This window comes from Rhodovulum sp. BSW8 (genome assembly GCF_003314725.1).
Classification (GTDB): domain Bacteria; phylum Pseudomonadota; class Alphaproteobacteria; order Rhodobacterales; family Rhodobacteraceae; genus Rhodovulum; species Rhodovulum visakhapatnamense.
Window position 1 is genome coordinate 1 of the sequence record NZ_QNVX01000007.1, and the last position, 25,616, is coordinate 25,616.

A 25,616-nucleotide genomic window follows, 5' to 3' on the forward strand; every position below is an offset into this window, starting at 1 on the left:
GCCGCCCCGTCAGCGCCTCAGCGCCGCCGGTGAGGGGCTATCTACGGGTCCACGCCGATGCCCGCAAGCAGTTTTTTGCGGTTCGATGACATTTTTTTGGATGCCTCGAAATCTGACGCAATATCTGGCGTTTACGCCCAACGAACACACAAATGGATGAGGCCGGGTTGCCGAGCCCCAGAGAGCATCGCCGACTCGCCAGCCTCGGCCGCAGAGTTATCCCCAGACTTGCCCACAGAAGCTTCTGGTTGCCCCGGCGTCAGGCCGCGATTCTGGCCCGAGTCACCCCGACTCGCAGCGCCAGAAGGCCCAGAATCGTCGCCAGATAGACCAGCGGCTCGACCTGCCAGCCCTTCGCCTGCATCACGAAATGCAGCCCGCCAAGCGGAACGGCGAGATAGACCAGGCGATGCAGTCGCCGCCAGCGGAGTGGCCCGAGCGACCGGATCGCCCGGTTCGAGGAGGTCGCTGCCAGCGGCAACAGCAGCGCGAATGCCAGCATGCCGACGGTGATATAGGGCCGCTTGACGATATCGGCCCAGACGAGGCCCCAGTCGCGCAGGTCGAGCACAAGCCATACCGTCAGATGCAGCACCAGATGCCCCATCGCGACAAGACCCAGCGCCCGGCGGAACCGGATCAGGTTGAGCCCGGTCCAGCGCCGCAGCGGCGTGACCGCCAGCCCCGCGATCAGGAATTGGAGCGCCAGAAGCCCCAGCCGGTTTTCCAGCGCGTTGATCGGCTCGACCCCAAGCCCGCCCGTCGCGCCCAGCCAGACCGCCCAGGCGGCGGGCAGCATACCCGCGACATAGACCGGCCAGGTCGGCAGCCGCGCCAGCGCGATATTGACCCGTTGAACCCGCGTCATCAGAACTCGGCCGCGAGGTCCATGCCGGCATAGAGGCCCGCGACCTCCTCGCCATAGCCGTTGAACATCAGCGTCGCGACCCGCGGCGCGAAGAAGCCGCCGCCGATCCGGCGTTCGGTGGCCTGAGACCAGCGCGGATGATCGACCGTCGGATTGACGTTGGCATAGAACCCGTATTCGCGCGGCGCGTAGCGGTTCCAGCTGGTCGGCGGCTGCGTGTCGGTCAGGGTGATCCTGACCACCGACTTGATCGACTTGAAGCCGTATTTCCACGGCACGACCAGCCGCAGCGGCGCGCCGTTCTGGTTCGGCAGCGGCTTGCCGTAAAGGCCCGTCGCCATGATCGTCAGCGGATGCATCGCCTCGTCGAGCCGCAGCCCCTCGACATAGGGCCAGTCGAGAATGCGGCCGCGCTGCCCGGGCATCTCTTCGGGGCGGAGGAGCGTTTCGAAGGCGACGTATTTCGCCGAAGCCTGCACCCCGGCCATGTCCAGCAGATCGGCCAGTTCGAACCCCTGCCAGGGGACGACCATCGACCAGGCTTCGACGCAGCGCAGCCGGTAAAGCCGGTCCTCAATGCTGACCTTCGCCAGGATGTCGTCCAGATCGTAGCGGCCGGGCCGGTCCACCAGTCCGCCGATCTCGACCGACCAGGGATCTGTGGTCAGCGCGCCCGCCTTGCGGCTGGGATCGCCCTTGTCGGTGCCGAATTCATAGAAGTTGTTGTAGCTGGTGATCTCGTCCCAGCTGTTGGGAACCAGCGCCTCGGCCCGGGCGGGCCGCATCCCGACGACCGCCCCAAGCCCCGCAACCCCGAGCCCTGCCATCACCTGACGGCGATCCAGCCAGACGCGCTCTGGCGTCACCTCCGACCAGCTTAGCCGATTGCGCCAACGCCCTGCCATGACCGTTCCCTTCCCTTGGCCCCCGGGGCAAACCTAGCCCGGAGCCCGGTTGCGGCCAAACCACGTCACCTCACGAGTGCGTTGACCTGATCCGAGCGGGGATAGACCTCGTTCATCGGGCGCGTGGTCCCGTCGGGCAGCACCAGGCGGACATGGCGGCGGCGCATCTGCCGGGGTTCGGATACGCCGACCGAATGGGCGATAGTCTCGACCTCGGAAATCACCGACTGGGCATAGCGGGCGACGCGGTGGTATTTCTCTTCGACCACCAGCCCCTTCTGCAGATGCGGCTGGTGGGTGGTGATGCCGGTCGGGCAGGTGTTGCGATTGCATTTCAGCGCCTGGATGCAGCCCAGCGCAAACATGAAACCGCGCGCCGAGGCCACGAAATCGGCACCCGCCGCGATGGCCCAGGCGACATCGGCGGGGTTCACCAACTTGCCGCTGGCCACGAGCCGCACCCGGTCATGGAGCCCCGCCGCATCGCGCAGGTCGGACACCATCAAAAGCGCCTCGCGGATCGGCAGGCCGACCAGGTCGATCAGCGGCATCGGCGCGGCGCCGGTCCCCCCCTCGCCGCCGTCGATCGAGATGAAATCGGGGGCCGAGGTCGCGCCCCGGTCCCGCACCAGGTTGAAGAGCTGCTCGAACGGTTCGGGGCCGCCGACCACCACCTTGAAGCCCACGGGCTTGCCGGTGACCTTGCGGACATGGGCGATCATGTCCAGCATGTCCTCCCAGTTGCCGACCTCGGCATGGCGGTTCGGCGAATAGCTGTCCTCGCCCAGCGGGATGCCCCGGATATGCGCGATCTCGTCGTTGATCTTGGCCGCGGGCAGGATGCCGCCCTTGCCGGGCTTGGCGCCCTGGCTCAGCTTGATCTCGAACATCTTGACCTGCGGGATCGCCGCCAGCGCGGCCAGCTTTTCGTCCGACAGATGGCCATGGGCGTCGCGCACCCCGTATTTGGCCGTGCCGATCTGATAGACGATGTCGCAGCCGCCCTCGAGATGATAGGGCGACAGCCCGCCCTCGCCGGTATTGAGCCAGATCCCCGCCTCGGCCGCGCCCCGCGACAGCGCCTGCACGGCAGGTCTCGAAATCGCGCCATAGCTCATCCCAGAGATATGGAAGAAGGACGAGGTGACATAGGGGATGCGGGCGAAGGGGCCGATTTTCATCGGCGCGGTGCTGGCGAACTGGCCCTCGAGCGGCGGGAAGGCCGCGTTCACGAAGATCGGCGTGCCCGGAATGCTGAGATTGCGGGTCGAGCCGAAGGCCACGGTGTTGCTCTTGCCTTCGCCCGCGCGGGCGACCCAGTCGCGCTGCGCCCGGTTGAAGGGCATTTCCTCGCGGTCCATCGCGAAGAAATACTGGCGGAAGAACTCACCGAGCTTGGTGAAGATGTTCCGGAACCGGCCGATCACCGGATAGTTGCGGCGGATCGCGTCGCCGGTCTGGGTACGGTCGATGGTAAAAAGCACAAGGCTGACCAGCAGAAGCGTGCCGATGACCAGCGCAAAGGCGCCTGCCAGCACTTGCAATGCGTAATAGGCCCAGCCCATCCTGCCCTCGTTCGTGCCTGTGCGGGCGGACGATGCCACCCGCGGTTCCCGACAACCTGCGCGGACAACGGAACGGACACAACCCCGCGCGCGACAAGCCTGGGAGGAAAAGATGAAGGCATTGCTTACCGCGGCGATTCTGGCCGCCACAGGGGCGACGGCGGCCGCGGCCGACCCGGTCACCTACACCACCGGCCAAAGCTTCGACGATGTGATCTTCGGGCTGGAAAACGCGGTGACCGGGCGCGGTCTGGTGATCGACAGCGTCAGCCATCCCGGCGAGATGCTGGAACGCACCCGGGCCGATGTCGGCTCGGACAGGACGCTCTTTCTGAAGGCCGATGTCTACACCTTCTGTTCGGCCGCCCTGTCGCGCAAGGTGATGGAGGTCGACCCGCTGAATATCCGCTTTTGCCCCTATGCGATCTTCGTGCTGCAATATCCCGACACGCCCGACCACACCACGATCGGGTACCGCACTTTTCCCGAAGGCGAGATGAAGGAGGTCGAGGCGCTGCTGGACGCCATCGCGCGCGAGGCGGTCGGGCTCGACTGAGCCGAAAGAAAAAACGCCCGGACCGTCAGGCCCGGGCGCGTTCCGTTCCGGCAAGCGGGGTCAGTGCAGGACGGCGTCTTCCGGCTTCGGCCGGTTCGATCCGACCACCCGGTCGCCGATGATCAGCCCTTCCGGCCCCACCGTCACCCGGATGGTGCCGCCGTCGCGGATCTCGCCGGCCAGCAGCGCCTCGGCCAGCGGGTCCTGCAGGCTGCGCTGGATCACCCGTTTCAGCGGCCGCGCGCCATAGACCGGGTCATAACCCGCATCGGCCAGCCATTTCCGCGCGCCGTCGTCGAGATCGAGCACGATGCCGCGCTGATCCAGCCGTTTCTGCAGCCGCTTGAGCTGGATCGTCACGATGCCGTCCATGTCCTCGCGGGTCAGCCGGTGGAAGATCACCGTCTCGTCCAGCCGGTTCAGGAATTCCGGCCGGAAATGGGCGCGCACCGCCTCCATCACCTCGCGCCGCGCGGCCTCTGCATCGGACCCGTCGGGCAGCTGGCTCAGCGCCTGGCTTCCGAGATTCGAGGTCAGCACGATCAGCGTCTGCTTGAAGTCGACCGTGCGCCCCTGCCCGTCGGTCAGCACCCCGTCGTCAAGCACCTGCAACAGCACGTTGAAGACGTCCGGATGCGCCTTCTCGACCTCGTCGAACAGGATCACCTGATAGGGCCTGCGCCGGACAGCCTCGGTCAGCACGCCGCCCTCGTCATAGCCGACATAGCCGGGCGGAGCCCCGATCAGCCGGGCGACGGCGTGTTTCTCCATGAATTCCGACATGTCGATCCGGACCATCGCCTGATCGTCGTCGAAAAGATACTCCGCCACCGCCTTGGTCAGCTCGGTCTTGCCGACGCCCGTGGGCCCGAGGAAGAGGAACGAGCCCAGCGGCCGGTTCTCGTCGTTCAGCCCGGCCCGCGCCCGCCGCACCGCATTGGCAACGGCCTTCACCGCCTCTTTCTGGCCGATCACCCGGCGGCCAAGCTCGTCCTCCATGCGCAGAAGCTTGTCGCGTTCTCCCTCCAGCATCTTAGAGGTCGGGATCCCGGTCCAGCGTTCGACCACCTGGGCGATCTGCTCGGGGCGCACCGCCTCGGCGACCATCACGTCATCCTCGCGGCTCTCGGCCTCGGACAGCGCCTTTTCAAGCTGCGGGATGATGCCGTAGCTGAGCTCCCCGGCACGGGCCAGATTGCCCTCGCGCTTGGCCTGGTCAAGCTCGGCGCGCGCCCGGTCCAGCTGTTCCTTGAGCTGGCGCGAGCGATCCAGCTTGTCGCGTTCGGCCTGCCATTTGGCGGTCATCTCGGCCGATTGCTGCTGCATCTCGGCCAGTTCCACTTCCAGCTTCTCAAGCCGCTCCTTCGAAGCCTCGTCGTCCTCCTTCCGAAGTGCCTCGGCCTCGATCTGCTTTTGCAGGATATCGCGGTCGAGCGCGTCCAGTTCCTCGGGCTTGCTGTCGACCTCCATCCGCAGACGGCTGGCGGCCTCGTCGACAAGGTCGATGGCCTTGTCGGGCAGGAACCGGTCGGTGATGTAGCGATGGCTGAGCGTCGCCGCCGCCACCAGTGCCGCATCCGAGATCCGGACGCCGTGGTGCAGTTCGTATTTCTCCTTGATGCCGCGCAGGATCGAGATCGTGTCCTCGACCGTCGGCTCGTCGACAAAGACCGGCTGGAACCGCCGCGCCAGCGCCGCGTCCTTCTCGACATGCTTGCGGTATTCATCAAGCGTGGTCGCCCCGATGCAGTGCAGCTCGCCCCGCGCCAGCGCGGGCTTGATCAGGTTCGCGGCATCCATCGCGCCTTCGGATTTACCCGCGCCGACCAGCGTGTGCATCTCGTCGATGAACAGGATCACCTCGCCCGCCGCGGCCGAAATCTCGTTCAGGATGGCTTTCAGCCGCTCCTCGAACTCGCCGCGATATTTCGCGCCCGCGATCAGCGACCCCATGTCGAGCGCCATCAGCCGCTTGTTCTTCAGGCTTTCGGGCACGTCGCCATTGACGATCCGAAGCGCGAGGCCCTCGGCGATCGCGGTCTTGCCGACGCCGGGTTCCCCGATCAGGACCGGGTTGTTCTTGGTCCGGCGGCTCAACACCTGCATCGCGCGGCGAATCTCCTCGTCGCGGCCGATGATCGGGTCGATCCTGCCCTCTTCGGCCATCTCGGTCAGATCGCGCGCGTATTTCTTCAGCGCCTCATAGCCGTCCTCGGCGCTGGCCGTATCGGCGGTGCGACCCTTGCGGATGTCGTTGATCGCGGCATTGAGGTTCTGCGCCGTGACCGCCCCCGCATCGAGCGCCTCCTTGGCCTTCGAGGGCACCATGCACAGCGCCATCAGGATCCGTTCGACCGGCACGAAGCTGTCGCCCGCCTTCTTGGCCAGCGTCTCGGCCTCGTCCAGCACCTTGCCGGTGGCCTGATCCATGTAGGTCTGTCCGCCGCCGCCAGACACCTTGGGCATCTTGCCAAGCGCGGCCTCGACCGCCTCCAGCACCCGGTCGGGCGCACCGCCCGCCCGGCGGATGAGGTTCGAGGCCATGCCCTCCTCATCGTCCATCAGCGCTTTCAGAAGGTGTTCGGGCGCCAGCCGCTGGTGGCTTTCCCGCATCGCGATGGTCTGGGCGGCTTGCAGAAAGCCGCGCGACCGTTCCGTGAACTTCTCGAGGTTCATCGGCATCTCCTTTCCTAGAAGCGCCCGCCTCCGGGATGCCTGCTCCGCAGCGCATCCTCCTTCGCGGGCCTTGCCTGGCAATTTGGGAGCAGCTCCCTGCGGTTGCAAGGCCGCGCCTGCGCTTTGTCGCGCTGGACTGGGCGGCTCCCGCCCCGTAGAACCCGGCGCGACCCGATCCCCGTCCGCCAAGGAGCGCCCCCATGACCGATGACCGCCTGATCGTCGCCCTAGACGTCCCCGATGCTCATGCCGGGCTGACGCTTGCCCAACGGATCGGCGATGCGGCGGCGTTCTACAAGATCGGGCTTGGGATGCTCACGGGCGGCGGACTGGCGCTGGCGCGCGAGTTGAAGGACGAGCACGGCAAGCGGATCTTCCTCGACATGAAGCTCTTCGACATCGGCGCCACGGTCGAGGCCGCGGTCCGGGGGCTTGCCCGCTTCGATCTGGATTTCCTGACCGTCCATGGCGACCCCCATGTGGTGCGCGCGGCCCGCGAGGGGGCGGCCGGGTCGCAGACCAAGATCCTGGCGGTGACGATCCTGACCTCGCTTGACCGCGCCGATCTGGATGCGAGCCTGATCCGGGCGGGCGATGTCGCGGACCTTGTCGTCGACCGCGCCGCCCGCGCCTTCGAGGCCGGGGCGGACGGGGTGATCGCCAGCCCGCAGGAAGCCGAACTGATCCGCGCCCTGCCCGAGGCGGACGGTCGGCTGATCGTCACCCCGGGCGTGCGACCCGCGGGCGCCGCCCTTGGCGATCAGAAACGGGTGGCCACACCCGCCCAGGCCATCGCCGCGGGCGCCGATCACGTGGTGGTCGGACGGCCGGTCTGGCAGGCCGAGGACCCGCGCGCCGCGGCTCTGGCGATCCAGGCCGAGCTGGCCTCGCCGCAGGCCCGGCACCCGAACGCCTAAATCCGAACGCCTGGATCCGGGCCGGGGTCAGTCCGCGTCGCCGGGGCGCGCGGCCAGATAGTCCGAAAGACGATCCTTGAGCTGGCCGATCCCCTTGGGATGGGCCAGATAATCGGCGACCGGCATCACCGCCCAGCCCTGCCCCTCGTCGCCGAAGCGGATGCGGGCGATCTCGGCGGCCTCGAGCCGGGCCACGAAGAACCAGACCGGTCGGCCGCGCCCGTTGCGATAGACCTGCTGCCAGACCAGCCGCGCCGGATCGAGCACAAGCCCCAGTTCCTCGCGGGTCTCGCGCAGCGCGCAGTCAGCCGGGCTTTCCCGGCCCTCGCGCGCCCCGCCCGGGAAATCCCAATGCCCCGGCCAGGAAATATGCGGCACGTCATCCCGAAGGATCGACACGAGCCCGCGCCCGGTCAGAAGCGCAAGCTTGGCCCCGTCGAACGGATCAGTTTTCATTGATGTCGTCGCGCCAGACCTTGACCTGTCCGCGCCGCACGCCCAGCACCTGCCGCAGCACCAGCCAGGCAAGGCCCGACACCACCGCGCAGATCAGGAAAAGCCAGGGCCAGGCCACCGCCAGCCCCAGCCAAAGCGCGCCGCCCACGGCGGCGGCCCCGACCGCGAAACCCAGAAAGGCCTGGGCCGGCGCGACAAGCTCGAGGAAACCCAAAGCCGCCGCCGCCGCCAGCCAGACCCACCAGGTTTCCAGCATCACCCGCGTCCCTTCAGCATCTTGAACGCATCGGTGAAAGCATCCAGCGCATGGGCCGGCACGATGATCGTCTGCTTGCCCGCGCCCTCGCCGACCTTGGTCAGCGCTTCGACCTGTTTCAGCGCCACCTGATATTGCGCGGCCTCCAGCCCGTTCTCGGCGATGGCCTTGGCCACCACCCCGGTCGCATAGGCCTCGGCATCGGCCGAAACGCGCCGCGCCTCGGCGGCCTGGCGGGCGGCGTAAAGCTGCGCATCGGCCTGCAGCTCGACCGCGCGCTTCTTGCCCTCCGCCTCGGTGACCTGGGCCCGGCGCGCGCGCTCGGCATTCAGCTGCTGCAGCATCGCCTCGCGCGTCGCGGCATCGAGATTGACATCGAGGATCTCGGCGCGCGTCACCTCGATCCCCCAGTTCTCGACCGCGTCCTCGACGCTTTCCTTGATGGTGGCGATCAGGTCGGACCGGTTCGACTGCACCTGGTCAAGTTCCATCTTGCCGATCTCGGCCCGCACGATGCCCGCCACGGTGGTGGCGATGGCCGCGTCGACATCGCGGATCCGGTAGACGGTCTTTTCCGGTTCCAGAATGCGGTAGAAGACGCTGGTTTCGACCTGCACCAGCACGTTGTCGGCGGTGATCGCATCCTGGCTGGCATTGGGAAGCTGCCGTTCGAGGATCGAGATCTTGTGGGCCACCCGGTCGAGGAACGGCACGATGAAGTTGATGCCCGCCCCCAGGACCGAGCGCAGCCGCCCGAAGCGTTCGACGACGTGCTTTTCGGATTGCGGCACGATCCGCACCCCGAGATACACGCTGAGAAGGATGAGACCGGCCAGCAGCAACACCACGAGGTTGCCGCCGACAAGGGCCGAAATCAGGTCTGGCAGGGTCATTCACAGGTCCTTTCGCAAAGCGCCGGCACTATGCCCCGCCCGACCGCGGAACGGAAGTCCCGGGACCCTGAGCGCAATTCCGTGAAGAAACCGTTAAGCCCGCCCGCAGCAGACCCGCCGCGGGACCGGACCCTACGTCCGGGGGCTGCGGCGCGGGTCACGGGCCAGCAGACGCAGCGCGTTGGCGGTGACCAGCGCGGTCGCGCCGGTATCGGCCAGAACCGCCATCCAGAGCCCGGTCCCGCCGGTGACCGAGGTCATAAGGAAAAGCGCCTTCACCTCCCGCGCCAGCGCCACGTTCTGACGGATCGTCCGCATCGCCGCCCGCGACAGCCGGATCGTCGCGGGCGCATCGGTCACGCGGTTCTGCGACAGCGCGGCATCGGCCGTTTCCAGCGCGACATCGGTCCCCGCGCCCATCGCGATGCCGACGCTTGCGCGTTTCAGGGCGGGCGCGTCGCTGATACCGTCGCCGATCATCGCGACCCAGCCTTGCGCTGCCATCTCGGCCACGGCGACCGGCTTGTCTTCGGGCGGAAGACCCGCCCGGGGCTCGATCCCCGGCTTTCCGGCGATGGCGCTGGCGGCACGCGGGTTGTACCGCGCGGCCCGCGACAGCAGTTTGGGAGGCGCTCCACACCGTATATGCGCTGCGCGAGGCCGCGCACGGGCTTTGGCGCCATGACGCGATCGTGATGCCCGCCTCGGACATCCATGCGCCCGAGATCGACGGCCAGCGGGTCGGGCCGCCCGGGCATGCCGTCTAGTCCGGCTGGGTCAATGCCGCCGGACTGCCCTCGCTGGCCTACCCGGTGCTGCAGACCCGCCCCATGCCGATCGGGCTGCAGCTGATCGGCCCGGCCGGCAGCGAGAGCCATCTGCTGGCCTTGGCCGCCCCGTCACACCGCCTTTCGAATGGCCGACGCTGGCGCTCGGACCAGACTGACCGCGACCTGTCCAAGTTCCGCGATCTCGGCCGGCAGATCCGTGCCCGGTTCGAACCAGGGCAGCCTGCAGACTGCCCCGGCGATCATCGTCTGTCCCGGCTGCAAACCGCCGCGAAGGCGGCCCAGATGGCGCAGCAGCAGGTCGGGATTGGCCAGCGCCGAACCGCCGGGCGCTTCGGTTTCGCCGTCAAGCACGGTGTCGGCGTCGGCCCGGAACTGCGCCGACAGCGGGCCGAAATCGCGGCCGTCCCAGGCCTAGTCTCCCGAGCCCGGCGCCGGCCCGGCGGTGATCTGAAGATCGGCGAGTTTGAGGTCAGGCCGGTCGGCCGCGGCGCCCGCAAGTCGGGTCTCGACCAGTTCGAAGACGGCACGGCGGCGGAAATGGGGGGCGGAAATGGGGGGCGGAAATGGGGGGCGGGCTCGGCCGGCAGGCCCGCCTCCGACAGCGCGCGGATCTGCTCGAACCCCGGTTCAAGCTCGCCCCCCAGCCGGACGCACACCACTCGGCGGCCGTCATCCGGCCCCCGATGCCAAGCAGGGATCGGCGCCAGCACCGGCGGCGCTTCGGGCAGACGCCCGACCTTGAACCCCGCGACCAAGCCGAGCGCCCCGGAGACGCGGCTTTGCACCGCCAGCACCTCGGCCCGCGTCAACGCCCAAGGCGCCTCGGCGACGCGCGGCCCGCTCCGATGCGCGGCGATCAGGGCGGCGGCGAAACTCTCGACCTCAGACATGTTGCACCTCGAAAAGCGCGGCGACCTCCTCGGCGGCACAGAGCACCGGGTTCAGAAGCGGCACCGGCGACCGGTCGCGCAGCCGTTCCGCCGCAGCCCCCAGCGGGCCGCCGCCGATGACGACCTGCGCGGCGCCCGCCACCTGCGCCTCGGCGATGGCGGCCAGCAGGCCCGCGTCGAGCGCCGCCTCGGACCGCATCAGCGCCACCGGATCGCCCGCCGCGAAGCGGCAGCCGAGATAGGGGGCACCGTCCGCATGGCGCCGCATCAGCGCGTCGATCTGGGCCTCGAGCCCCGGCGTGGTGGTCGCGACCGCGAAGGGCAGGCCCGACCGGGCGGCCGCGCGGGCCGCCGCCGCGCCGATGCCAAGCACCGGACAGGCCAGACGGGCGGCCAGCGCCTCGGCACCCGGATCGCCGAAGGCCGCGACGATCACCGCGTCGGGCCGCCCCGGGACCTCGGCCGCCGCGATCCCTTCGGCGGCACGGGCCAGCGCCTCGGGCGTCACGATCAGCGGCGGTCCCGCAGGCGCGGTCCAGCCGATCGGCGCCACCGGCAGGGCGCGCGCCGCGATTTCGCACATGGACGCGGTCACCTCCGGGGCGCTGTTGGGGTTCATCAGACGAATCTCTGTCATGGCGCAACCATGCCGCGGCGGGCTCTGCACGTCACGTCTTGGGTTGCGGCAGGCCGGAAGGCCATCGCCGACAGGTCGGACAATGGGCCCGAACACAGGCGCGACTAAAGGCCCAACTATAGGCCCAACTATAGGACAAACAAATTACCTCTGCGAAAAATAAGATAGCGACGCATATTCCTGCCCGGCCCGGCCGGGCGCTACGTTAGGCGGGACCTTCAGATGAGGACTAACATGGGCGCGCTCGACGGCATTCGGATTCTCAGCTTCAACCATTTCCTGTCGGGCCCCGCCGCGGCGCAGCATCTGGCCGACATGGGCGCCGATGTGATCGCCATCGAGCCCATCGGCGGCGTGTTCCAGCGCAACTGGGCCGTCGCCAACCGCTTTGTCGACGATACCAGCGTCAACCACATGACGACCGGCCGCAACAAGCGCTCTCTCGCGCTGGACCTCAAGGCGCCAGCGGCCCTTGAGGCGGTCAGGAGACTGATCGCGACCGCCGATGTGGTGATGGAGAACTTCCGCCCCGGCACGATGGAGAAGCTCGGGCTGGGCGAGGCCGAGCTGCGCCGGATCAATCCCCGCATCATCTATGCCGCGACCACCGGTTACGGCGCCGACGGCCCCTATGCGAAGCTCCCCGGCCAGGACGTGCTGTTGCAGGCGATGTCGGGGCTTGCCGCCCATACCGGCAGCCTCGAAGGCGGGCCGGTCGCCATCGGCACCGTGCCGATCGACCACCATGCCGCCGCGCTGACCGCGGGCGGCATCGTCGCGGCCCTGTTCGAGCGCGAGCGCACAGGCACCGCCCGCAAGGTCGAGGTCAACATGCTGCAGGCCGCGCTCGACCTGCAGGGCGAGTCGATCACCGCCTGGATGAACGGCGCGAACCGCAAGGGTCCGCGCGGCGAGGCGGGGCTGGCCAACTGGTTCAGCCCGGCGCCCTACGGGATCTACGCGGTCAGCGACGGCCATGTCATGATCTCGATGTGCAAACCCGCCGATCTGGCAGAACCGCTGAACCTGCCCGAGCTGGCCGCCTTCACCGAGGAGGACGGCTTTTCCAGGCGCGGCGAGATCGCGACGCTGGTGCAGCGGGGCATGGCCCGCCTGACCATGGCCGAGGCGCTGCCGCTGCTGGAGGCGGCGGGCGTCTGGCACACCCCGGTCGAGGATTACGACGCCCTGCCCGAGAACCCGCAGGTCAAACATCTGGGCGCCTTCGTCGAGGCCGAGACCCGGGGCGGCTCGCCCATGGTGATGCTGGCCCATCCGGTCCGCTATGACGGCGAAACTCCGCCCGTCCGGATGACGCCGCCCGCGCTGGGCGAACACAGCCGCGAGGTGCTGGCCGAGGCGGGCCTTGGCGCTGACGAGATCGACGCGCTCCTTGCAGCCGGTGCCGTGGCGCAGACCGACCGGATGCGGGGGTAAGAGACATGGATTTCACGATTTCCGACGAGATGAAGATGGTGACCGAGGCGGTGGGCCGCTTCGTGCGCGAGAAGGTCCAGCCGCTGGAGCAGGAAACCGAGGCCAATGCGCAGATCCCGCCCGAAAAGCTGGCCGCCGTCCGGGCCGAGGCGCAGGCGCTGGGCTTTTACGCGCTGAACATGTCCGAAGAGGTCGGCGGCGGCGGGCTCGGGGTTCTCGACATGTGTCTGGTCGAGGAACAGCTGGGCCAGACCTCGGACGCGCTGATCCGGCGGGTCTTCGGGCAGGTCTATCCGATGCTCGAACAGTTCAAGGGCGATCTGCGCGACAAGTATCTTTATCCCACCGTCAGGGGCGAGAAGATCTGCGCCATGGCGATCACCGAACCGGGCGCGGGGTCCGACGCCGCCGCGATCAGGACCAGGGCGGTGCCGGAGGGCGATCACTGGGTGCTGAACGGCACCAAGCATTTCATCTCGGACGGCGACATTGCCGATTACATCATCGTCATGGCGGTAACCGACCCCGAGAAGCGCGCGCGGGGCGGCATCACTCTGCTGATCGTCGACAAGGACATGCCCGGCTTCACGGTCACCCGCAACCAGCCGATGATGGGCCATCGCGGCTATGGCCATGCCGAGATGACCTTCGACGACGTGCGCATCCCGAAGGACCAGATCCTCGGCGAGGTGGGCGAGGGCTTCAAGGTGATGATGGCCAATGTCGGCGGCATCCGCCTTGGCCATATCGGGGCGCGGGCGGTCGGCATGGCCTCGCGCGTTCTGGAAATGATGCGCGGGCATGCCGCCACGCGGAACCAGTTCGGCCAGCCGATCGGCGAGTTCCAGATGGTCCAGCAGATGATCGCCGACAGCGCGATGGAAATCTTCGCGACCCGGATGATGGTGCTGAACACCGCCTGGGAGATCGACCAGGGGATGGACCCGCGCGACAAGGTCTCGATGGTCAAGGTGCAGGCGTCCGAAATGCTGGGCCGGGTCGCCGACCGGGGCATCCAGGTCTTCGGCGGCTACGGCTTTACCAAGGAGTTGCCGCTGGAACGCATCTATCGCGATGCGCGGGTGACCCGGATCTATGACGGCACCTCGGAAATCCACCGCATGCTGATCGCCCGCTCGGTGATCAAGCGCGGCCTGACCCTCTGACGGACCGGAGGTTTTCATGAGTATCGAACGGGGCCAGTCGGTCACCTTCCGCAAGACCCTGACCGTGGCCGACCAGGGGTTCTTCACCGGCATCTCGGGCAATCTGGGTCCGGCCCATGTGGACCGCGTCAAGGCGCAGGCGCTGGGCCTGCCCGACATGGCGGTGTTCGAGCTGGCGGCGGGGGCGCTGTTCTCGACCGCGCTGGCGCGGCTGGCGGGTCCGGAGTACCGGATCGGCAACATCTCGATGTCCTTCCACCGCACGATAACCTTGGGTGAGACTTTCGCGGCCACCGCGACCAGCGGCGGTGCCGAGGGCAAGTCCCTGGTCTGCCAGCTGAAGGGCGAGATCGGTGGACAGACCGTCGTCTCGGGCGAGGCGACGCTCGTCCTCAGGGAGGGCTGAGCCCTCATGTATGACATCCGTCAGATGGACGAGCTGAGCGTCGGCGACCGCATCAGCGTCAGCAAGACCGTGACCGAGGCCGACGGGGCGATGTATATCGCCGCCACCGGCGATTTCGGCCCGGTCCATGTCGACGAGGACTATGCCTCGGGCACCCGCTTCGGCGAGCGTCTCGCGCCGGGCATCCTGGTCGCGGGCATCTGCACCTCGGTCCTGACCGCCGAACTGGTGGGTACGCTGGGCGTGTCGATCCGCGACAGCTTCTGGTTCACCGGCGCGGTGCGCTACGGCGACACCCTGACCTTCGAGATCTGGATCAGCGCCAAGGACGAGGAAAACCGTACCGTCGACTGGCAGGCCTCGGCCCGCAACGAGGACGGCACCGAGGTCCTCAAGGCCGACGCGACCCTGAAATTCCCCCGAAAGAAAGTGACGACATGAGCCTGACCGGCAAGGATCTGCGCGGCATCACGGTCGCGACCGTTCTGCCCTTCGACGAGACGGGTGCCATCGACTGGGAGGGCTATGCGGCCGTCCTCGACCATTGCGCCCGGCCCGAGACCACCGATTGCGTCTTCGTCAACGGCCATGCCGGCGAGGCGACCGCGCTGACCGAGGCCGAACGCGACGAGGTGATCCGCACCACCCGCGATCATATCGGCAAGGACCGGCTGCTGCTGGCGGGCGTGGTGCCCACCGGCTATCCCGAGGCCGTCAAACAGGCCGAGGCCGCCCGCGAGGCGGGGGCCGACGTCGCCGTGATCTTCCCGCCCGAGGCGCTGGGCGGCGGCAACGCCTCGACCAGGGCCCCCGTGGCCTTCATGGAAAAGCTCGCCCGCGAGCTGGCGATGCCGATGTCGGTCTTCCAGTTCCCGATTGCCTCGGGCTTCGGCTATTCGACCGAGGCGCTGGCCGAGATCGCCCAGATCCCCGAGATCGTCGCGATCAAGGAAGGCTCGGCCACGATGCTCGCCTATGACGAAAACCGCCGTGCGGTGAAGGCCGCGGCGCCCGATGTCGCGATCCTGCCCTCGAACTTCCATTGGTTCTTCGCGCAGCTTGCGCTGGGCGGCGACGGCATCCTGTCGGGGCTCGCTTCGCTGACGCCGGGCCTGCTGGCCGAGCTGTGGCAGGCCTCCGAGGCGCAGGACCTGGCGCGGATGCGCGCGGTCAACGACCGGCTTTACCCGGTGGTGCGCGCGATCTACGGCCCCGCCCCGGTCGTCGACATGCACACCCGGATGAAGGACGGATTGAAAATGATGGGCATCATCAAATGCGCAACCCCGCGCCTGCCGCTCTTGCCGCAATCCGAGGCCATCGTCGAGGGCCTCCGCGCGGCGCTGATCCAGGCGGAGGTGCTGTGATGGCCGCGCATCCCCATGGCGGGATCTATGCCGCCACCATCTGCCCGATGCGCGCGGATGGCGCGCTGGATCTCGACAGCCTCGATGCGCATTTCGCGGCCGTGCTGGCGACCGGGGGGCTCGACGGGCTCTTGCTGAACGGCCATGCGGGCGAAGGCATCTTCCTCAGCCGCGACGAGGCCGCGACCGTGGTGCGCCATGCCAAGGCCATCGCCCCGGCCAAACGGGTGCTGGCGGCGGTCAGTGCCGAATCGACCGCCGAGGCCGCCGCCGACGCCCGGGCCGCGCGGGCGGCCGGGGCCGACGGGATCATGGTCTTCGCCCCCTTCTCCTGGGCGCTTGGCGCCGATCCGCGCGCCATCGTCGCCCATCACAAGGGAATCGCCGAGGCCGCCGAGGGGCCGGTCTACCTGTTTCAGGGCTCGGTCGGCTCGGGCGGGCTGCATTACGCGCCCGACACGCTGGCCGCGCTTCTGGAGATCGAGGCGGTCGTCGGCATCAAGGAAGGCTCTTGGGAAACCCGCGCCTATGAGGACACGCTGCGCCAGACCCGCGCGCTTCGACCCGATGTGGCGGTGATGGCCTCGGGCGACGAACACCTCTTTGCCTGCTTCCAGTTGGGCAGCGACGGGTCCGCCGTCAGCCTCGCCGCCGTGGTCCCGGACCTGATCGTGGCGCTGGACACCCATGTCCGTGCGGGCGAGACCGACGCCGCGCTGACGATCCACCGCAAGCTGTTCGCGTTGGCCAGGCTCGTCTATGCGCGCCCGGGCCATCTGGCCGCCGCCCGGCTCAAGGCCTGCCTCGCACGGCTCGGTCGGATCGACAGCCCGGCCTGCCGCGCGCCGACGCCACCCATCGACCCGGCCGAAACCGATCGCTTGGCCGCAGCGCTTGCCCCCTGTCTGGAAAATCTGGATGCCTGAGACCCATCAGACGCACATGGTCTTCGTCGATATCGACCCCGAGGACGAGGCCGCCTTCGACGACTGGTACAACAACACCCACCTGCCCGACATCCTGGCCTGCCCCGGCTGGCTGGACGCCCGGCGCGAGAAATGTCTGGAGGGCGGCCCGGCCCATGTGGCGATCTACACGATCACCGGCCCGGAAGCCTATGAAACGCCGGAATTCGCGGCTATCAAGGGCTTCGGACCGTTCACCGACAAGATCCGCAATTTCCGGCGGGTCCGCCTGACGAAAAGCTGAGCGCGTCCCCAAGAGGAAGCGTTCGCCCCATGCTGAACCTGCGACAGCTCGAGATCCTGCGCGCGGTGGTGCAGTACCGCACCACCGTCGGCGCCGCCGAACGACTGGGCATGTCGCAGCCTTCGGTCTCGAACACCATCCGCCATATCGAGACGGTGCTGGGCTTTCCGCTGTTCGAGCGGGTCTCGAACCGGCTGGTGCCGACCGAAGAGGCGCTGATCCTGCTGGAAGAGGCCGAACCCCTGTTCCTGCTGCGCGACGCTGTGAACCAGCGCGCCGCCGATCTCAGGCGCGGGCGGATCGGCCGGATCCGCATCGCCTCGACCGCCGAGCTGTCCGAGGCGGTGCTGCCCCGGGTCATCGCCGATTATGCCGGGCAGTACCCCAAGGTGCAGATCTCGCTGGAAACCCGGCCGCTCGACAGCGTCTTGCAGGTGGTCGAGAACGGGCTGGCCGATGTCGCCTTCGTGATCGCGGCCTATGAACGCCAGGCGCTCGATTACGAAGCCCTGGCCGAGTTGCGCGCGGTCTGCCTGTGCCCCGCCGACGACCCGCTGGCCCGGCTCGAGGCAGTGACGCCGCGCGACCTGATCGGGCGGCAGATGGTCGGCCCGCAGGTGTCGAACCGGATCGGGCTGATGATCGCAGACAGCTTCCGCGCCAGTGGCCATGTCTACAGCCCCGCGGTCGAGACCCGGTTCATGAACGCAGCCGCGCGGATCGTGCGCGAAGGCTGCGGCGTGACCCTGATCGACGAGCTGTCCGCCCAGACCGTGCTGCGGCCTGGGCTGGTGGTGCGCGCCTACGCGCCCGCGCTCAGCTTCGAGCTGTCGGCCGCAACCTCGCGCACCAAGACCACCTCGCGCCAGACCCGGCGCCTGATCACCGCTTTCGCCGACCGGGTTCAGGCCCAGATCGCCGAGGTCCGGGCCGAGGCCGAACGCGACGCCTCATGACGCCGCGCGACGACGCAACCCGGCCAGAACCGACGCCCCGCCTTCGACGATCAGATTGGTTTCGTTCGTCGCGACCACCAGCCGCGCGCCCAGCGCAACCGCGTGGCTTTGCACCAGTGCGGGCGGCAGCCCCATGGCTCCGAAACCCAGGCCGCGGGCCTGTGCCGCCGCCGCGATGCGACGGAAGGCGGCCAGAAGGTCGGGATGGCCCACCTGCCCGCGCAGCCCGATGCCGTCGGCCAGATCGTTGGTGCCGATGATCAGCGCGTCGAGCCCCGGCACCGCCGCGATCTCCTCGACCGCCGCCAGCGCCTCGGCGCTTTCGATCATCGCGATCACCTGCCCGTTGTCCGCGCGCGCCACCAGATCTGCAGCCGGCAGCGGCAGATACCCGGCGACCGGCAACGGACCCGGCAGCGCCCGCCGTCCGACCGGCGCAAAGCGGCAGGCGCGGACCACCGCGCGGGCCTGATCGGCGCTGTCGACATGGGGCACGATCACCCCGGCCGCGCCGCAATCGAGCGTCCGCGCAAGATCGGGCGAGCCGGGCCCGGTGACCCGCGCATAGACCGGAACCCCGGCCGCCAGCCCGGCCGCCGCCGCCTGCCCCAGATCGGCCAGACCGATGGGCCCATGCTCCATATCCATGACCGCGAAATCGAATCCTGCACCTTTGGCGAGCAAGATCGCCTCGGCACGTCCCAAAAGGCAGAAAGCCAGCCCAATCTCCGGGCCGATGGCGCCTTCACTTTGCACAGAAAATACCCTCCGCAGCGGCAACGCTGCTTGCATCCTGTTCGACTTTTGTTTTGCCTCCTGGCAGGTTACCCTGTTTTCAAGCGGAGTATTCGCGAAAACACCGGATTAAATAGTTCCCTCCACTTTCATAATAGCCCTCTTCCTTTCGCCCCCCGTCTTTGCGGATAACCTCACGCAACAGGACAACGCACGGCGGGATTTTCCGCCCGGATTGATGGACAGGAGGTGTGCCGGTGCCAGACCGCTCGGCCGAGCATGACGTGTCGCCAGTGGCTTCGAGAATGGCTTCGAGCACGGTCTGGAAGGGCCTGTCTCTGATGCTCTGGACGCTCCGCAGAGCGGTGGACGGCGCCGCAATTCTGCTTCTGGCCTATATGGCGCTGGCCGTCCTGATCCAGATCGTCGGACGCTATGTCTTCAACTATTCCATTGCCTGGAGCGAAGAGACCGCGACGTTCGCGCAGATCTGGCTGGCGCTGCTGGGGGCGGGCATCGCGATGCGCCACAACCAGCATGTGGGCGTCGATGTCCTGATCCTGAAGGCGCCGCTGGCCGTCCAAAGGGTCTTCAACATCGCGGCCTTCGCGCTTGGGGCGTGGTTTCTCGGCGTCGTGGTGGTCGGATCGCTGTCGATGGTCGCCATCGGGATGATGGTCAAGTCTCCGGCGCTGAGGATTCCGCTGGCCATTCCCTATTCGGCGCTGCCGGTGGGCTTTGGCTACTTCCTTCTCGAATTCGCCCTGTCCAGCATTCCGCGCATCCTGCGCCCCGGCGCCGAGCCCCCAGAGGAGAACGGCATATGATCTGGGCCGTCGGAGGGTTTCTGCTGCTGCTGATCTCGGGCATTCCGATCGTGCTTGCGCTCGGCATCGCGGCGCTCGTTGCGATCGAACTGACCACGACCGCCCCGATCTCGATCGTCGCCCAGCGCGTCTATGGCGGTATCAGCTCGTTCACGCTGATGGCCATTCCGTTCTTCGTGGCCTCGGGGCTGCTGATGGAGGCCGGCGGCATCGCCCGGCGCTTCGTCGCGCTGGCAGGCGCGCTGGTCGGCTGGATCACCGGCAGTCTTTACATGGTCTCGGTCGTCACCGGCACCGGGCTGGCGGCAATTTCGGGCTCGGGCTCGGCCGATACCGCCGCGATCAGCGCGGTGATGGTGCCCGAGATGAAGAAGCGCCGCTACGACATCGACCTGGCGGCGGCGATCATCGCCGCCTCGGGCTCGCTGGCCTCGATCATCCCGCCCTCGATCGTGATGATCGTGATCGCGGTCACCGCCAACCAGTCGATCGGCGCGATGTTCCTGGGCGGCATCGTCCCGGGGCTGATCGTCATGGCCGGGCTGATGCTGGGCGCCTGGCTGTTCGCCCGCCGCGGCGGCCCGGCCTATCGCGACGGCGAGGCCTTCACGTTTCAGCGTCTCGGCCGCACCTTCCTCGACGCGGCGCCGGGCCTCCTGGTGCCAGTGGTGATCATCGGCGGCATCGTCGGCGGCGTCTTCACCGCGACCGAGGCCGCCTGCGTGGCGCTGTTCTCCACGCTGATCGTGACCATGTTCATCTACAGGGAACTGAAACCGCGCGACCTGCCGCGGATCCTGCTGAAGGCGATCAGCCTGTCGGCCACGGTCCTGATCATCATCTCGACCGCTTCGGTCTTCACCTGGATCATCGCGACCCAGGGCTTTCCGGCGATGCTGAGCGCCTGGCTGACCGGGATCACCGAGAACCCGATCGCCTTCCTGCTGATCGTCAACCTGCTGCTGCTGGTCGTCGGCATGTTCATGGAAAGCATCTCGGCGGTGCTGATCCTGCTGCCGGTGCTGCTGCCCATCGCCCGCAGCTATGGCATCGACCCGGTGCAGTTCGGCATCATCACCGCGCTTAATCTCTCGATCGGGCTGATCACGCCACCCTACGGGATCTGCCTTTACGTCGCCTCCTCCGTGGCCGGGCGGCGGATCGAGCAGGTCTCGCGCCGGATCTGGCTGCCGTTCCTGTGCATGCTGGTGGCGCTGGTGCTGGTCACCTTCGTTCCGGCCGTCTCGCTCTGGCTGCCGTCGGTCATGATGAAATGACCGGGCCGTTCGCTCTTTAACCAAGAAAAGGAACCCTCCGGATGTCCAACAGAGTCCTGTCCTCCCTCGCGGTCGTTGCCGCATTGACGGCCGCGCCCGCCCTGGCGGCCGACTACACCTTCAAGGTGGCCCATACCAACGCCGCCGACGAGGTGCAGGACAAGGGCCTGCAGAAGATGCGCGAGCTGCTGGAAGAAAAGACCGACGGCGCCGCCACGCTGGAAATCTACCCGGGCGGCCAGCTTGGCGACGAGGCGCAGCTGATCGAGGGCGTGATGCTGGGCTCGCTCGACATGTCGATGACCTCGAACTCGCTTCTGTCGAACTATATCGAGGATTTCCGCGTCTTCGACATGCCGTTCCTCTTCCCGTCGATCTCGGCGCTGGGCGAGAAGGTCGATGCCAACTGGGACCTGATGGAGGACAGCGCGGACGGCTCGGGCTTCCAGCTTCTGGGCGTGTTTTCGTCGGGCATCCGCCACCTGATGACCTCGCAGCCGGTCGAGACCATCGACGACGTCAAGGGGCTGAAGATCCGCACCATGCAGAACCCGGTCCATGTCGAGGCCTGGCGCGCCTATGGCGCCAACCCGACGCCGATGGCCTATTCGGAACTGTACGGCGCGCTGCAATCGGGCGTCGTGGACGGGGCCGAGGCCGCCTCGACCGGATATGACGGCATGAAGTTCTACGAAGTCGCGCCCGATTTCGCGCTGGTGGGCTGGCTGAACATGACCGCCCCGGTGGTGATGCAGAAGGCCGCCTATGACGCGCTGCCCGAGACCATCCAGACCGCGCTGATGGAAGCGGGCCAGGAAGCCGCCCGGTGGGAACGGCAATATGTCGAGGATCAGGAACAGCCGCTGATCGACAGCTTCAAGGCCGAGGGCGTGACCATCACCCGGCCCGATGTCGAACCGTTCCGCAAGGCGTCGCTGCCGCTTTACGAAAGCGAACTGACGACCCCCGGCCAGAAGAAGCTTTTCGAGGCGCTGACCGCCAAATAAACCCGACCCGCAAGGTCCAAGGCCGCGGCCCCAAGCAAGGGCCGCGGTTTCCGTTCAGAGATGAAAGCCGACCCCAATCATGCTTGATCTAGCCATCAGAAACGCCCAGATCGTCACCGCCGCCGACCGCTATGTCGCCGATATCGGCATCCGCGACGGCCGCATCGTCGAGATCGCCGAAAAGGTCGGCGCGGCCGCCGAGGAAATCGACGCGACCGGTCTCTGGGCGATGCCCGGCGGCATCGACGCCCATGTTCATCTGGCCCAGCCCCAGGGCGGCGGCGTGGTCATGGCCGACGATTTCGAGACCGGCACCCGGTCAGCCGCGGCGGGCGGCAACACCACCGTCCTGCCCTTTGCGCTGCAGCAGAAGGGCCAGACGCTCCGCGAGGCGGTGCAGGCCTATCACGCGTCGGCCGAGGGCAAGTGCCATGTCGACGTGTCCTTCCACCTGATCATCACCGACCCGACGCCGCAGGTGCTGGGCCAGGAGCTGCCCGCGCTGATCAAGGACGGCTACACCTCGTTCAAGGTCTTCATGACCTATGACGACCTGATCCTGAACGATGCCGAGCTGCTGGAGGTGTTCGATACCGCCCGGCGCGAGAAGGCGCTGGTGATGGTCCATGCCGAGGGCCATGACGCCATCAAGTTCATGACCCGCAAGCTGGAAGAGGCCGGCAAGACCGCGCCCTATTACCACGCGATCTCGCATTCCGCCGTGGCCGAGCGCGAGGCCACCCACCGCGCCATCAGCCATGCCGAGCTGACCGATGTGCCGATCGTGATCGTCCATGTCTCGGGCCGCGAGCCGATGGAACAGATCCAGTGGGCCAAGCGGCGCGGCCGCAAGATCTTTGCCGAGACCTGCCCGCAATACATCGCCCTGACCCGGGACGACCTGAAGGGCCTGAACATGGATTTCTCGGGCGCCAAATATGTCTGCTCGCCGCCGCCGCGCGACACCGACAGCCAGGCCGCGATCTGGGAAGGGCTGCGGGACGGCACCTTCGACATCTTCTCGTCCGATCACTGCCCGTTCCGCTATGAAGACCCGGCAGGCAAGGACGTGAAGGGCGCGCGGACCTCGTTCAAATGGGTGCCGAACGGCATTCCGGGGGTCGCCGCGCGGCTGCCGGTGCTGTTTTCCGAAGGCGTCTCGAAGGGGCGGATTTCGGCCGAACGCTTCGTGGCGCTGACCGCGACCAATCCGGCCAAGCTCTACGGGCTCTATCCGAAGAAGGGCACCATCGCCATCGGCGCCGACGCCGACATCGCGCTGTGGGACCCCGAGATCGAGACCACCATCACCCAGGCCAAGATGCATCACGGCTGCGACTACACCCCCTATGAGGGGATGGCGGTGAAGGGCTGGCCGGTCCGGACGATCCTGCGCGGCAAGACTGTCGCCGCCGATGGCGAAGTGACCGGCAGCGCCGCAGATGGCCAGTACCTGCCCCGCAAGATCAGCGGCAAAGCCTTTCCCGGCTGAGCCGGGCAGGAAAAGAGCCGATGGCGGCGGGGTTCAGGCCCGGCTGCCATCCGGATCGACCCGCGCGGCGAGATCTTCCATCATCGCCGCGTTCTGCATCCGCAGGATCGCCTCGGCCGCCAGCAGATCCTGCCGCCTGAGCGCCTCGACCATCAGCGTCATTTCCTCGGCCAGCACCGCCTGCCGCCCCGGCCCGTAGCCGAAGCTGCGGCGGAAGGCGAAGATCAGCTCCCAGCCGCGCAGGAACATCCGCAGCGCCTCGCGATTGCCGCCGAACTCGACCAGCCGGGCGTTGAAGCGGCGGTTGATCTCCAGCGCCTCGACCTCGGCGCCCGCTGCCAGATGCGCGGCATAGGTTTCGGCCAGGGCCTCGAGTTCCTTCAGCCGCTCAAGCGTCAGGTTGCGCATCCCACGCCTGAGCGCGAAGATCCGCAGCTCGGTATTCAGCTCGAACAGATCCGAGATATAGGCGCGGTCGAGCCTGCGCACCGTGGCGCCGCGATTGGGCTCGATCTCGACCAGCCCCTCGCCCTCGAGCTTTCGAAGCGCCTCGCGCAGCGGCATGGTCGAGAAGCCCAGCGAGGCCGCCAGCTCGGCCACCTTCAGCCGTTCGCCCGGCGCGAAGCGGCCCGCGAGGATCGCCTCGCGGATCTGGCGGGTGGCCTGGTCAACGGAATTGGCGGCGGGTTCCAGTTTGCTGTCCTTGCGCGGGGCCGGGCTGGGCGCGACCATAGTCAGTTTCGCTTGCGGATCAACGAGACATGCTCGGCGGAAATCCCGGGCGAACGGTCGGGAAACAGCAGCCACACGGTCTCGGTGATCACACCGGCGGGCCGCGTCCGGCTTTCGCGCTTGGCGGTAAACTCCATTTCCACATGCACCTCGTCGCCCACCACCATCGGATGGACGAAGCGGACATGGTTCCAGCCGAGCGAGGCGATGGAGCTGTCCTCGTAAAGCTGCAACTCGGTCTTCAGCCCCTCCATCAACGCCAGCCCGTAGAGCCCATGGGCGATGATGCCGTCGAACCCGGCCTGCCTGGCATAGGCCTCGTCGGTATGCAGCGGGTGACGGTCCCGCGTCAGCCGGCAGAAATCGGCGATGTCCGCTTCGGTGATCACATGGGACGCGGTGGTGAACCGCGCCCCGACCTCGACGTCTTCGAAATAAAGGCTCATGCGTAGGCTTTCTGCACCTGGCGTGCGATGATCATGCGCTGGATCTGGTTGGTACCCTCGTAGATCTGGCTGAGCCGCACGTCGCGGAACAGCCGCTCGATCCGGAACTCGCGGGAATAGCCGTTGCCGCCATGGATCTGCAGCGCGTTCGAGATATGGACCTGCGCCATGTCGGTGGTGAACAGCTTGGCCTGCGCGGCCTCCAGCGCGATCGGATGGCCCGCATCGTAGAGCTTTGCCGCGTGATGGATCAGCAGGCGGGCGGCGGCGATGTCCTTTGACATGTCGGCGATCATGAACTGGATCGCCTGGAAATCGAAGATCGGCTTGCCGAACTGGCGCCGGTCATTGGCATAGGCGACGGCATCCTCCATCGCGGCCTGGGTCATGCCCAGCGCCATCGAGGACATCATCAGCCGCGAGAAGTTGAAATTCTCCATCGCCATCTTGAAGGCGCCATGCTCGGGCCCGATGCGGTTCGCGACCGGCACCCGCACCTCGTCGAAGCTGAGCATGCAATCGGCAAGGCCATGCATCCCCAGCAAATCCTCGGACTTGCCGCGATGCACGCCGGGACGGTCGGTCTCGACCAGGATGCAGGAAATGCCGCGATGCCCGGCCTCGGGATCGGTCTTGGCGAAGACCATGACGACATCGGCGATCTCGCCGAAGGTGACCCAGGCCTTGGTGCCCTTGATGACATAGTCGTCGCCGTCGCGCCGGGCCGTGGTCTTCATCGCGGCGACGTCCGAGCCGCAATCGGGTTCGGTGACGGCGGTGGCGGGAATGACCCGGCCCTCGACGATGCCGGGGATCCATTTGCGGGTCTCTTCGCTGCCATGATGGTTCAGGAACAGCGCCGCCTCGACCGGAATCGCGAAGGCATTGCCGACCGCGCCCGAGCCGCGCGCGATTTCCTCCATCACGATGCAGGCGGCCATGGCGTCGAGCCCGACACCCCCCGCCTCTTCGGGCAGGGCGACGCCGAACAGCCCCTGCTCGGCAAGGGTCTCGTAGATGGCGCGGGGGAAGACATCGTCGCGGTCGATGGAGGCGGCGGCGGGGGCGATCACCTGATCGCTGAGCTTGCGCGCGGTGTCGCGCACCATGCGCTGCTCTTCGGTGAAGAACTGATCCAAGAGCGATCTC

The 25,616-nt window shown here is 67.6% G+C and carries 27 protein-coding genes and 1 pseudogene; 14 read left to right on the forward strand and 14 right to left on the reverse strand.

Translation table 11 applies throughout. From position 1 onward, the window contains the following. Window positions 1–259: 259 nt before the first annotated feature. From msrQ to DSD19_RS05760, 3 genes are all read right to left on the reverse strand, one after another. Complete coding sequence (gene msrQ / locus DSD19_RS05750) at window positions 260–868, reverse strand: protein-methionine-sulfoxide reductase heme-binding subunit MsrQ (RefSeq protein ID WP_113668881.1); 609 nt, start codon at window positions 866–868, stop codon at window positions 260–262. After that, entirely contained in the window at window positions 868–1,773 is a 906-nt protein-coding gene (msrP, locus tag DSD19_RS05755) for a protein-methionine-sulfoxide reductase catalytic subunit MsrP (protein WP_113668882.1), read from the reverse strand. The genes msrQ and msrP overlap by 1 nt, the downstream gene beginning before the upstream one ends. A 65-nt stretch (window positions 1,774–1,838) precedes the next feature. Then, the gene (locus tag DSD19_RS05760) at window positions 1,839–3,338 is read right to left on the reverse strand and encodes an FMN-binding glutamate synthase family protein (RefSeq protein ID WP_113668883.1); all 1,500 of its coding nucleotides are present in this window, start codon (window positions 3,336–3,338) and stop codon (window positions 1,839–1,841) included. Between the two features lie 112 nt (window positions 3,339–3,450). Between DSD19_RS05760 and DSD19_RS05765 the strand changes: the two genes are divergently transcribed. Continuing rightward, window positions 3,451–3,894, forward strand: coding sequence for a DUF302 domain-containing protein (locus tag DSD19_RS05765; RefSeq protein ID WP_113668884.1), 444 nt, complete (start codon window positions 3,451–3,453; stop codon window positions 3,892–3,894). 60 nt (window positions 3,895–3,954) lie between these two features. Here the strand turns inward: DSD19_RS05765 and clpB are convergent, their stop codons facing one another. Continuing rightward, window positions 3,955–6,570 carry an ATP-dependent chaperone ClpB gene (gene clpB, locus DSD19_RS05770; RefSeq protein WP_113668885.1) on the reverse strand — a complete coding sequence of 872 codons (2,616 nt, stop codon included), beginning with the start codon at window positions 6,568–6,570 and terminating at the stop codon, window positions 3,955–3,957. A gap of 200 nt (window positions 6,571–6,770) precedes the next feature. Between clpB and pyrF the strand changes: the two genes are divergently transcribed. Further along, window positions 6,771–7,487, forward strand: coding sequence for an orotidine-5'-phosphate decarboxylase (gene pyrF / locus DSD19_RS05775; RefSeq protein ID WP_113668886.1), 717 nt, complete (start codon window positions 6,771–6,773; stop codon window positions 7,485–7,487). A 27-nt stretch (window positions 7,488–7,514) separates the two neighbouring features. Here pyrF and DSD19_RS05780 read toward each other — a convergent pair whose 3' ends face one another. From DSD19_RS05780 to DSD19_RS05805, 6 genes and pseudogenes are all read right to left on the reverse strand, one after another. After that, the gene (locus tag DSD19_RS05780; protein WP_075784469.1) at window positions 7,515–7,943 is read right to left on the reverse strand and encodes an NUDIX hydrolase; all 429 of its coding nucleotides are present in this window, start codon (window positions 7,941–7,943) and stop codon (window positions 7,515–7,517) included. Next, window positions 7,933–8,199: a hypothetical protein gene (locus tag DSD19_RS05785; protein WP_081382040.1), complete on the reverse strand. Its 267-nt coding sequence runs from the start codon at window positions 8,197–8,199 to the stop codon at window positions 7,933–7,935. The genes DSD19_RS05780 and DSD19_RS05785 overlap by 11 nt, the downstream gene beginning before the upstream one ends. Continuing rightward, window positions 8,199–9,092, reverse strand: a complete 894-nt coding sequence (locus DSD19_RS05790; protein WP_075784467.1) for an SPFH domain-containing protein — start codon at window positions 9,090–9,092, stop codon at window positions 8,199–8,201. Before DSD19_RS05790 ends, DSD19_RS05785 begins: the two co-directional genes overlap by 1 nt. Window positions 9,093–9,224: 132 nt before the next feature. After that, window positions 9,225–9,689: pseudogene (locus DSD19_RS05795) on the reverse strand (heavy metal translocating P-type ATPase); the annotation flags it as partial. 302 nt (window positions 9,690–9,991) lie between these two features. After that, complete coding sequence (locus tag DSD19_RS05800) at window positions 9,992–10,234, reverse strand: hypothetical protein (protein ID WP_113668888.1); 243 nt, start codon at window positions 10,232–10,234, stop codon at window positions 9,992–9,994. Window positions 10,235–10,765: 531 nt separating this feature from the next. Beyond that, window positions 10,766–11,410 (reverse strand): aspartate/glutamate racemase family protein, encoded by a 645-nt coding sequence (locus DSD19_RS05805; RefSeq protein ID WP_243627733.1) that lies wholly within the window; start codon window positions 11,408–11,410, stop codon window positions 10,766–10,768. A gap of 222 nt (window positions 11,411–11,632) precedes the next feature. Between DSD19_RS05805 and DSD19_RS05810 the strand changes: the two genes are divergently transcribed. Genes DSD19_RS05810 through DSD19_RS05845 form a run of 8 tightly spaced genes read left to right on the forward strand, consistent with a single transcriptional unit; the run spans window position 11,633 to window position 17,951 of the window. After that, entirely contained in the window at window positions 11,633–12,847 is a 1,215-nt protein-coding gene (locus DSD19_RS05810; RefSeq protein ID WP_243627735.1) for a CaiB/BaiF CoA-transferase family protein, read from the forward strand. A 5-nt stretch (window positions 12,848–12,852) separates the two neighbouring features. Continuing rightward, a complete protein-coding gene (locus DSD19_RS05815) occupies window positions 12,853–14,013 on the forward strand; it encodes an acyl-CoA dehydrogenase family protein (RefSeq protein WP_113668891.1) in 1,161 nt (386 codons plus the stop codon). A 16-nt stretch (window positions 14,014–14,029) separates the two neighbouring features. Then, window positions 14,030–14,419 (forward strand): MaoC/PaaZ C-terminal domain-containing protein, encoded by a 390-nt coding sequence (locus tag DSD19_RS05820; RefSeq protein WP_075784461.1) that lies wholly within the window; start codon window positions 14,030–14,032, stop codon window positions 14,417–14,419. 6 nt (window positions 14,420–14,425) lie between these two features. Further along, complete coding sequence (locus tag DSD19_RS05825) at window positions 14,426–14,860, forward strand: MaoC/PaaZ C-terminal domain-containing protein (RefSeq protein ID WP_113668892.1); 435 nt, start codon at window positions 14,426–14,428, stop codon at window positions 14,858–14,860. Beyond that, complete coding sequence (locus DSD19_RS05830) at window positions 14,857–15,786, forward strand: dihydrodipicolinate synthase family protein (RefSeq protein ID WP_113668893.1); 930 nt, start codon at window positions 14,857–14,859, stop codon at window positions 15,784–15,786. The genes DSD19_RS05825 and DSD19_RS05830 overlap by 4 nt, the downstream gene beginning before the upstream one ends. Beyond that, window positions 15,786–16,712 (forward strand): dihydrodipicolinate synthase family protein, encoded by a 927-nt coding sequence (locus DSD19_RS05835; RefSeq protein ID WP_113668894.1) that lies wholly within the window; start codon window positions 15,786–15,788, stop codon window positions 16,710–16,712. Before DSD19_RS05830 ends, DSD19_RS05835 begins: the two co-directional genes overlap by 1 nt. After that, a complete protein-coding gene (locus DSD19_RS05840; RefSeq protein WP_075784457.1) occupies window positions 16,705–16,995 on the forward strand; it encodes a DUF4286 family protein in 291 nt (96 codons plus the stop codon). The genes DSD19_RS05835 and DSD19_RS05840 overlap by 8 nt, the downstream gene beginning before the upstream one ends. Before the next feature lie 29 nt (window positions 16,996–17,024). After that, window positions 17,025–17,951, forward strand: a complete 927-nt coding sequence (locus DSD19_RS05845) for a LysR family transcriptional regulator (protein WP_243627737.1) — start codon at window positions 17,025–17,027, stop codon at window positions 17,949–17,951. On the opposite strand, the gene DSD19_RS05850 is transcribed toward DSD19_RS05845, so the two are convergent. Next, a complete protein-coding gene (locus DSD19_RS05850) occupies window positions 17,946–18,743 on the reverse strand; it encodes an HpcH/HpaI aldolase/citrate lyase family protein (RefSeq protein WP_113668896.1) in 798 nt (265 codons plus the stop codon). The two genes, DSD19_RS05845 and DSD19_RS05850, sit on opposite strands and share 6 nt — an antisense overlap. 248 nt (window positions 18,744–18,991) lie before the next feature. On the opposite strand from DSD19_RS05850, the gene DSD19_RS05855 reads away from it, so the two are divergent. From DSD19_RS05855 to hydA, 4 genes are all read left to right on the forward strand, one after another. Then, window positions 18,992–19,513, forward strand: a complete 522-nt coding sequence (locus tag DSD19_RS05855) for a TRAP transporter small permease (protein WP_075784455.1) — start codon at window positions 18,992–18,994, stop codon at window positions 19,511–19,513. After that, the gene (locus DSD19_RS05860; protein WP_075784454.1) at window positions 19,510–20,790 is read left to right on the forward strand and encodes a TRAP transporter large permease; all 1,281 of its coding nucleotides are present in this window, start codon (window positions 19,510–19,512) and stop codon (window positions 20,788–20,790) included. Before DSD19_RS05855 ends, DSD19_RS05860 begins: the two co-directional genes overlap by 4 nt. 41 nt (window positions 20,791–20,831) lie before the next feature. Beyond that, window positions 20,832–21,797, forward strand: coding sequence for a TRAP transporter substrate-binding protein (locus DSD19_RS05865; protein WP_113668897.1), 966 nt, complete (start codon window positions 20,832–20,834; stop codon window positions 21,795–21,797). Between the two features lie 79 nt (window positions 21,798–21,876). Beyond that, complete coding sequence (gene hydA / locus DSD19_RS05870) at window positions 21,877–23,289, forward strand: dihydropyrimidinase (RefSeq protein WP_113668898.1); 1,413 nt, start codon at window positions 21,877–21,879, stop codon at window positions 23,287–23,289. A gap of 33 nt (window positions 23,290–23,322) precedes the next feature. On the opposite strand, the gene DSD19_RS05875 is transcribed toward hydA, so the two are convergent. From DSD19_RS05875 to DSD19_RS05885, 3 genes are read right to left on the reverse strand one after another with little or no spacing between them, the layout of a single operon-like run. After that, a complete protein-coding gene (locus tag DSD19_RS05875) occupies window positions 23,323–24,021 on the reverse strand; it encodes a GntR family transcriptional regulator (RefSeq protein ID WP_113668899.1) in 699 nt (232 codons plus the stop codon). 2 nt (window positions 24,022–24,023) lie between these two features. Continuing rightward, a complete protein-coding gene (locus DSD19_RS05880) occupies window positions 24,024–24,467 on the reverse strand; it encodes a MaoC family dehydratase (protein WP_113668900.1) in 444 nt (147 codons plus the stop codon). After that, the gene (locus DSD19_RS05885) at window positions 24,464–25,606 is read right to left on the reverse strand and encodes an acyl-CoA dehydrogenase family protein (RefSeq protein ID WP_113668901.1); all 1,143 of its coding nucleotides are present in this window, start codon (window positions 25,604–25,606) and stop codon (window positions 24,464–24,466) included. The genes DSD19_RS05880 and DSD19_RS05885 overlap by 4 nt, the downstream gene beginning before the upstream one ends. Window positions 25,607–25,616 lie beyond the last annotated feature (10 nt).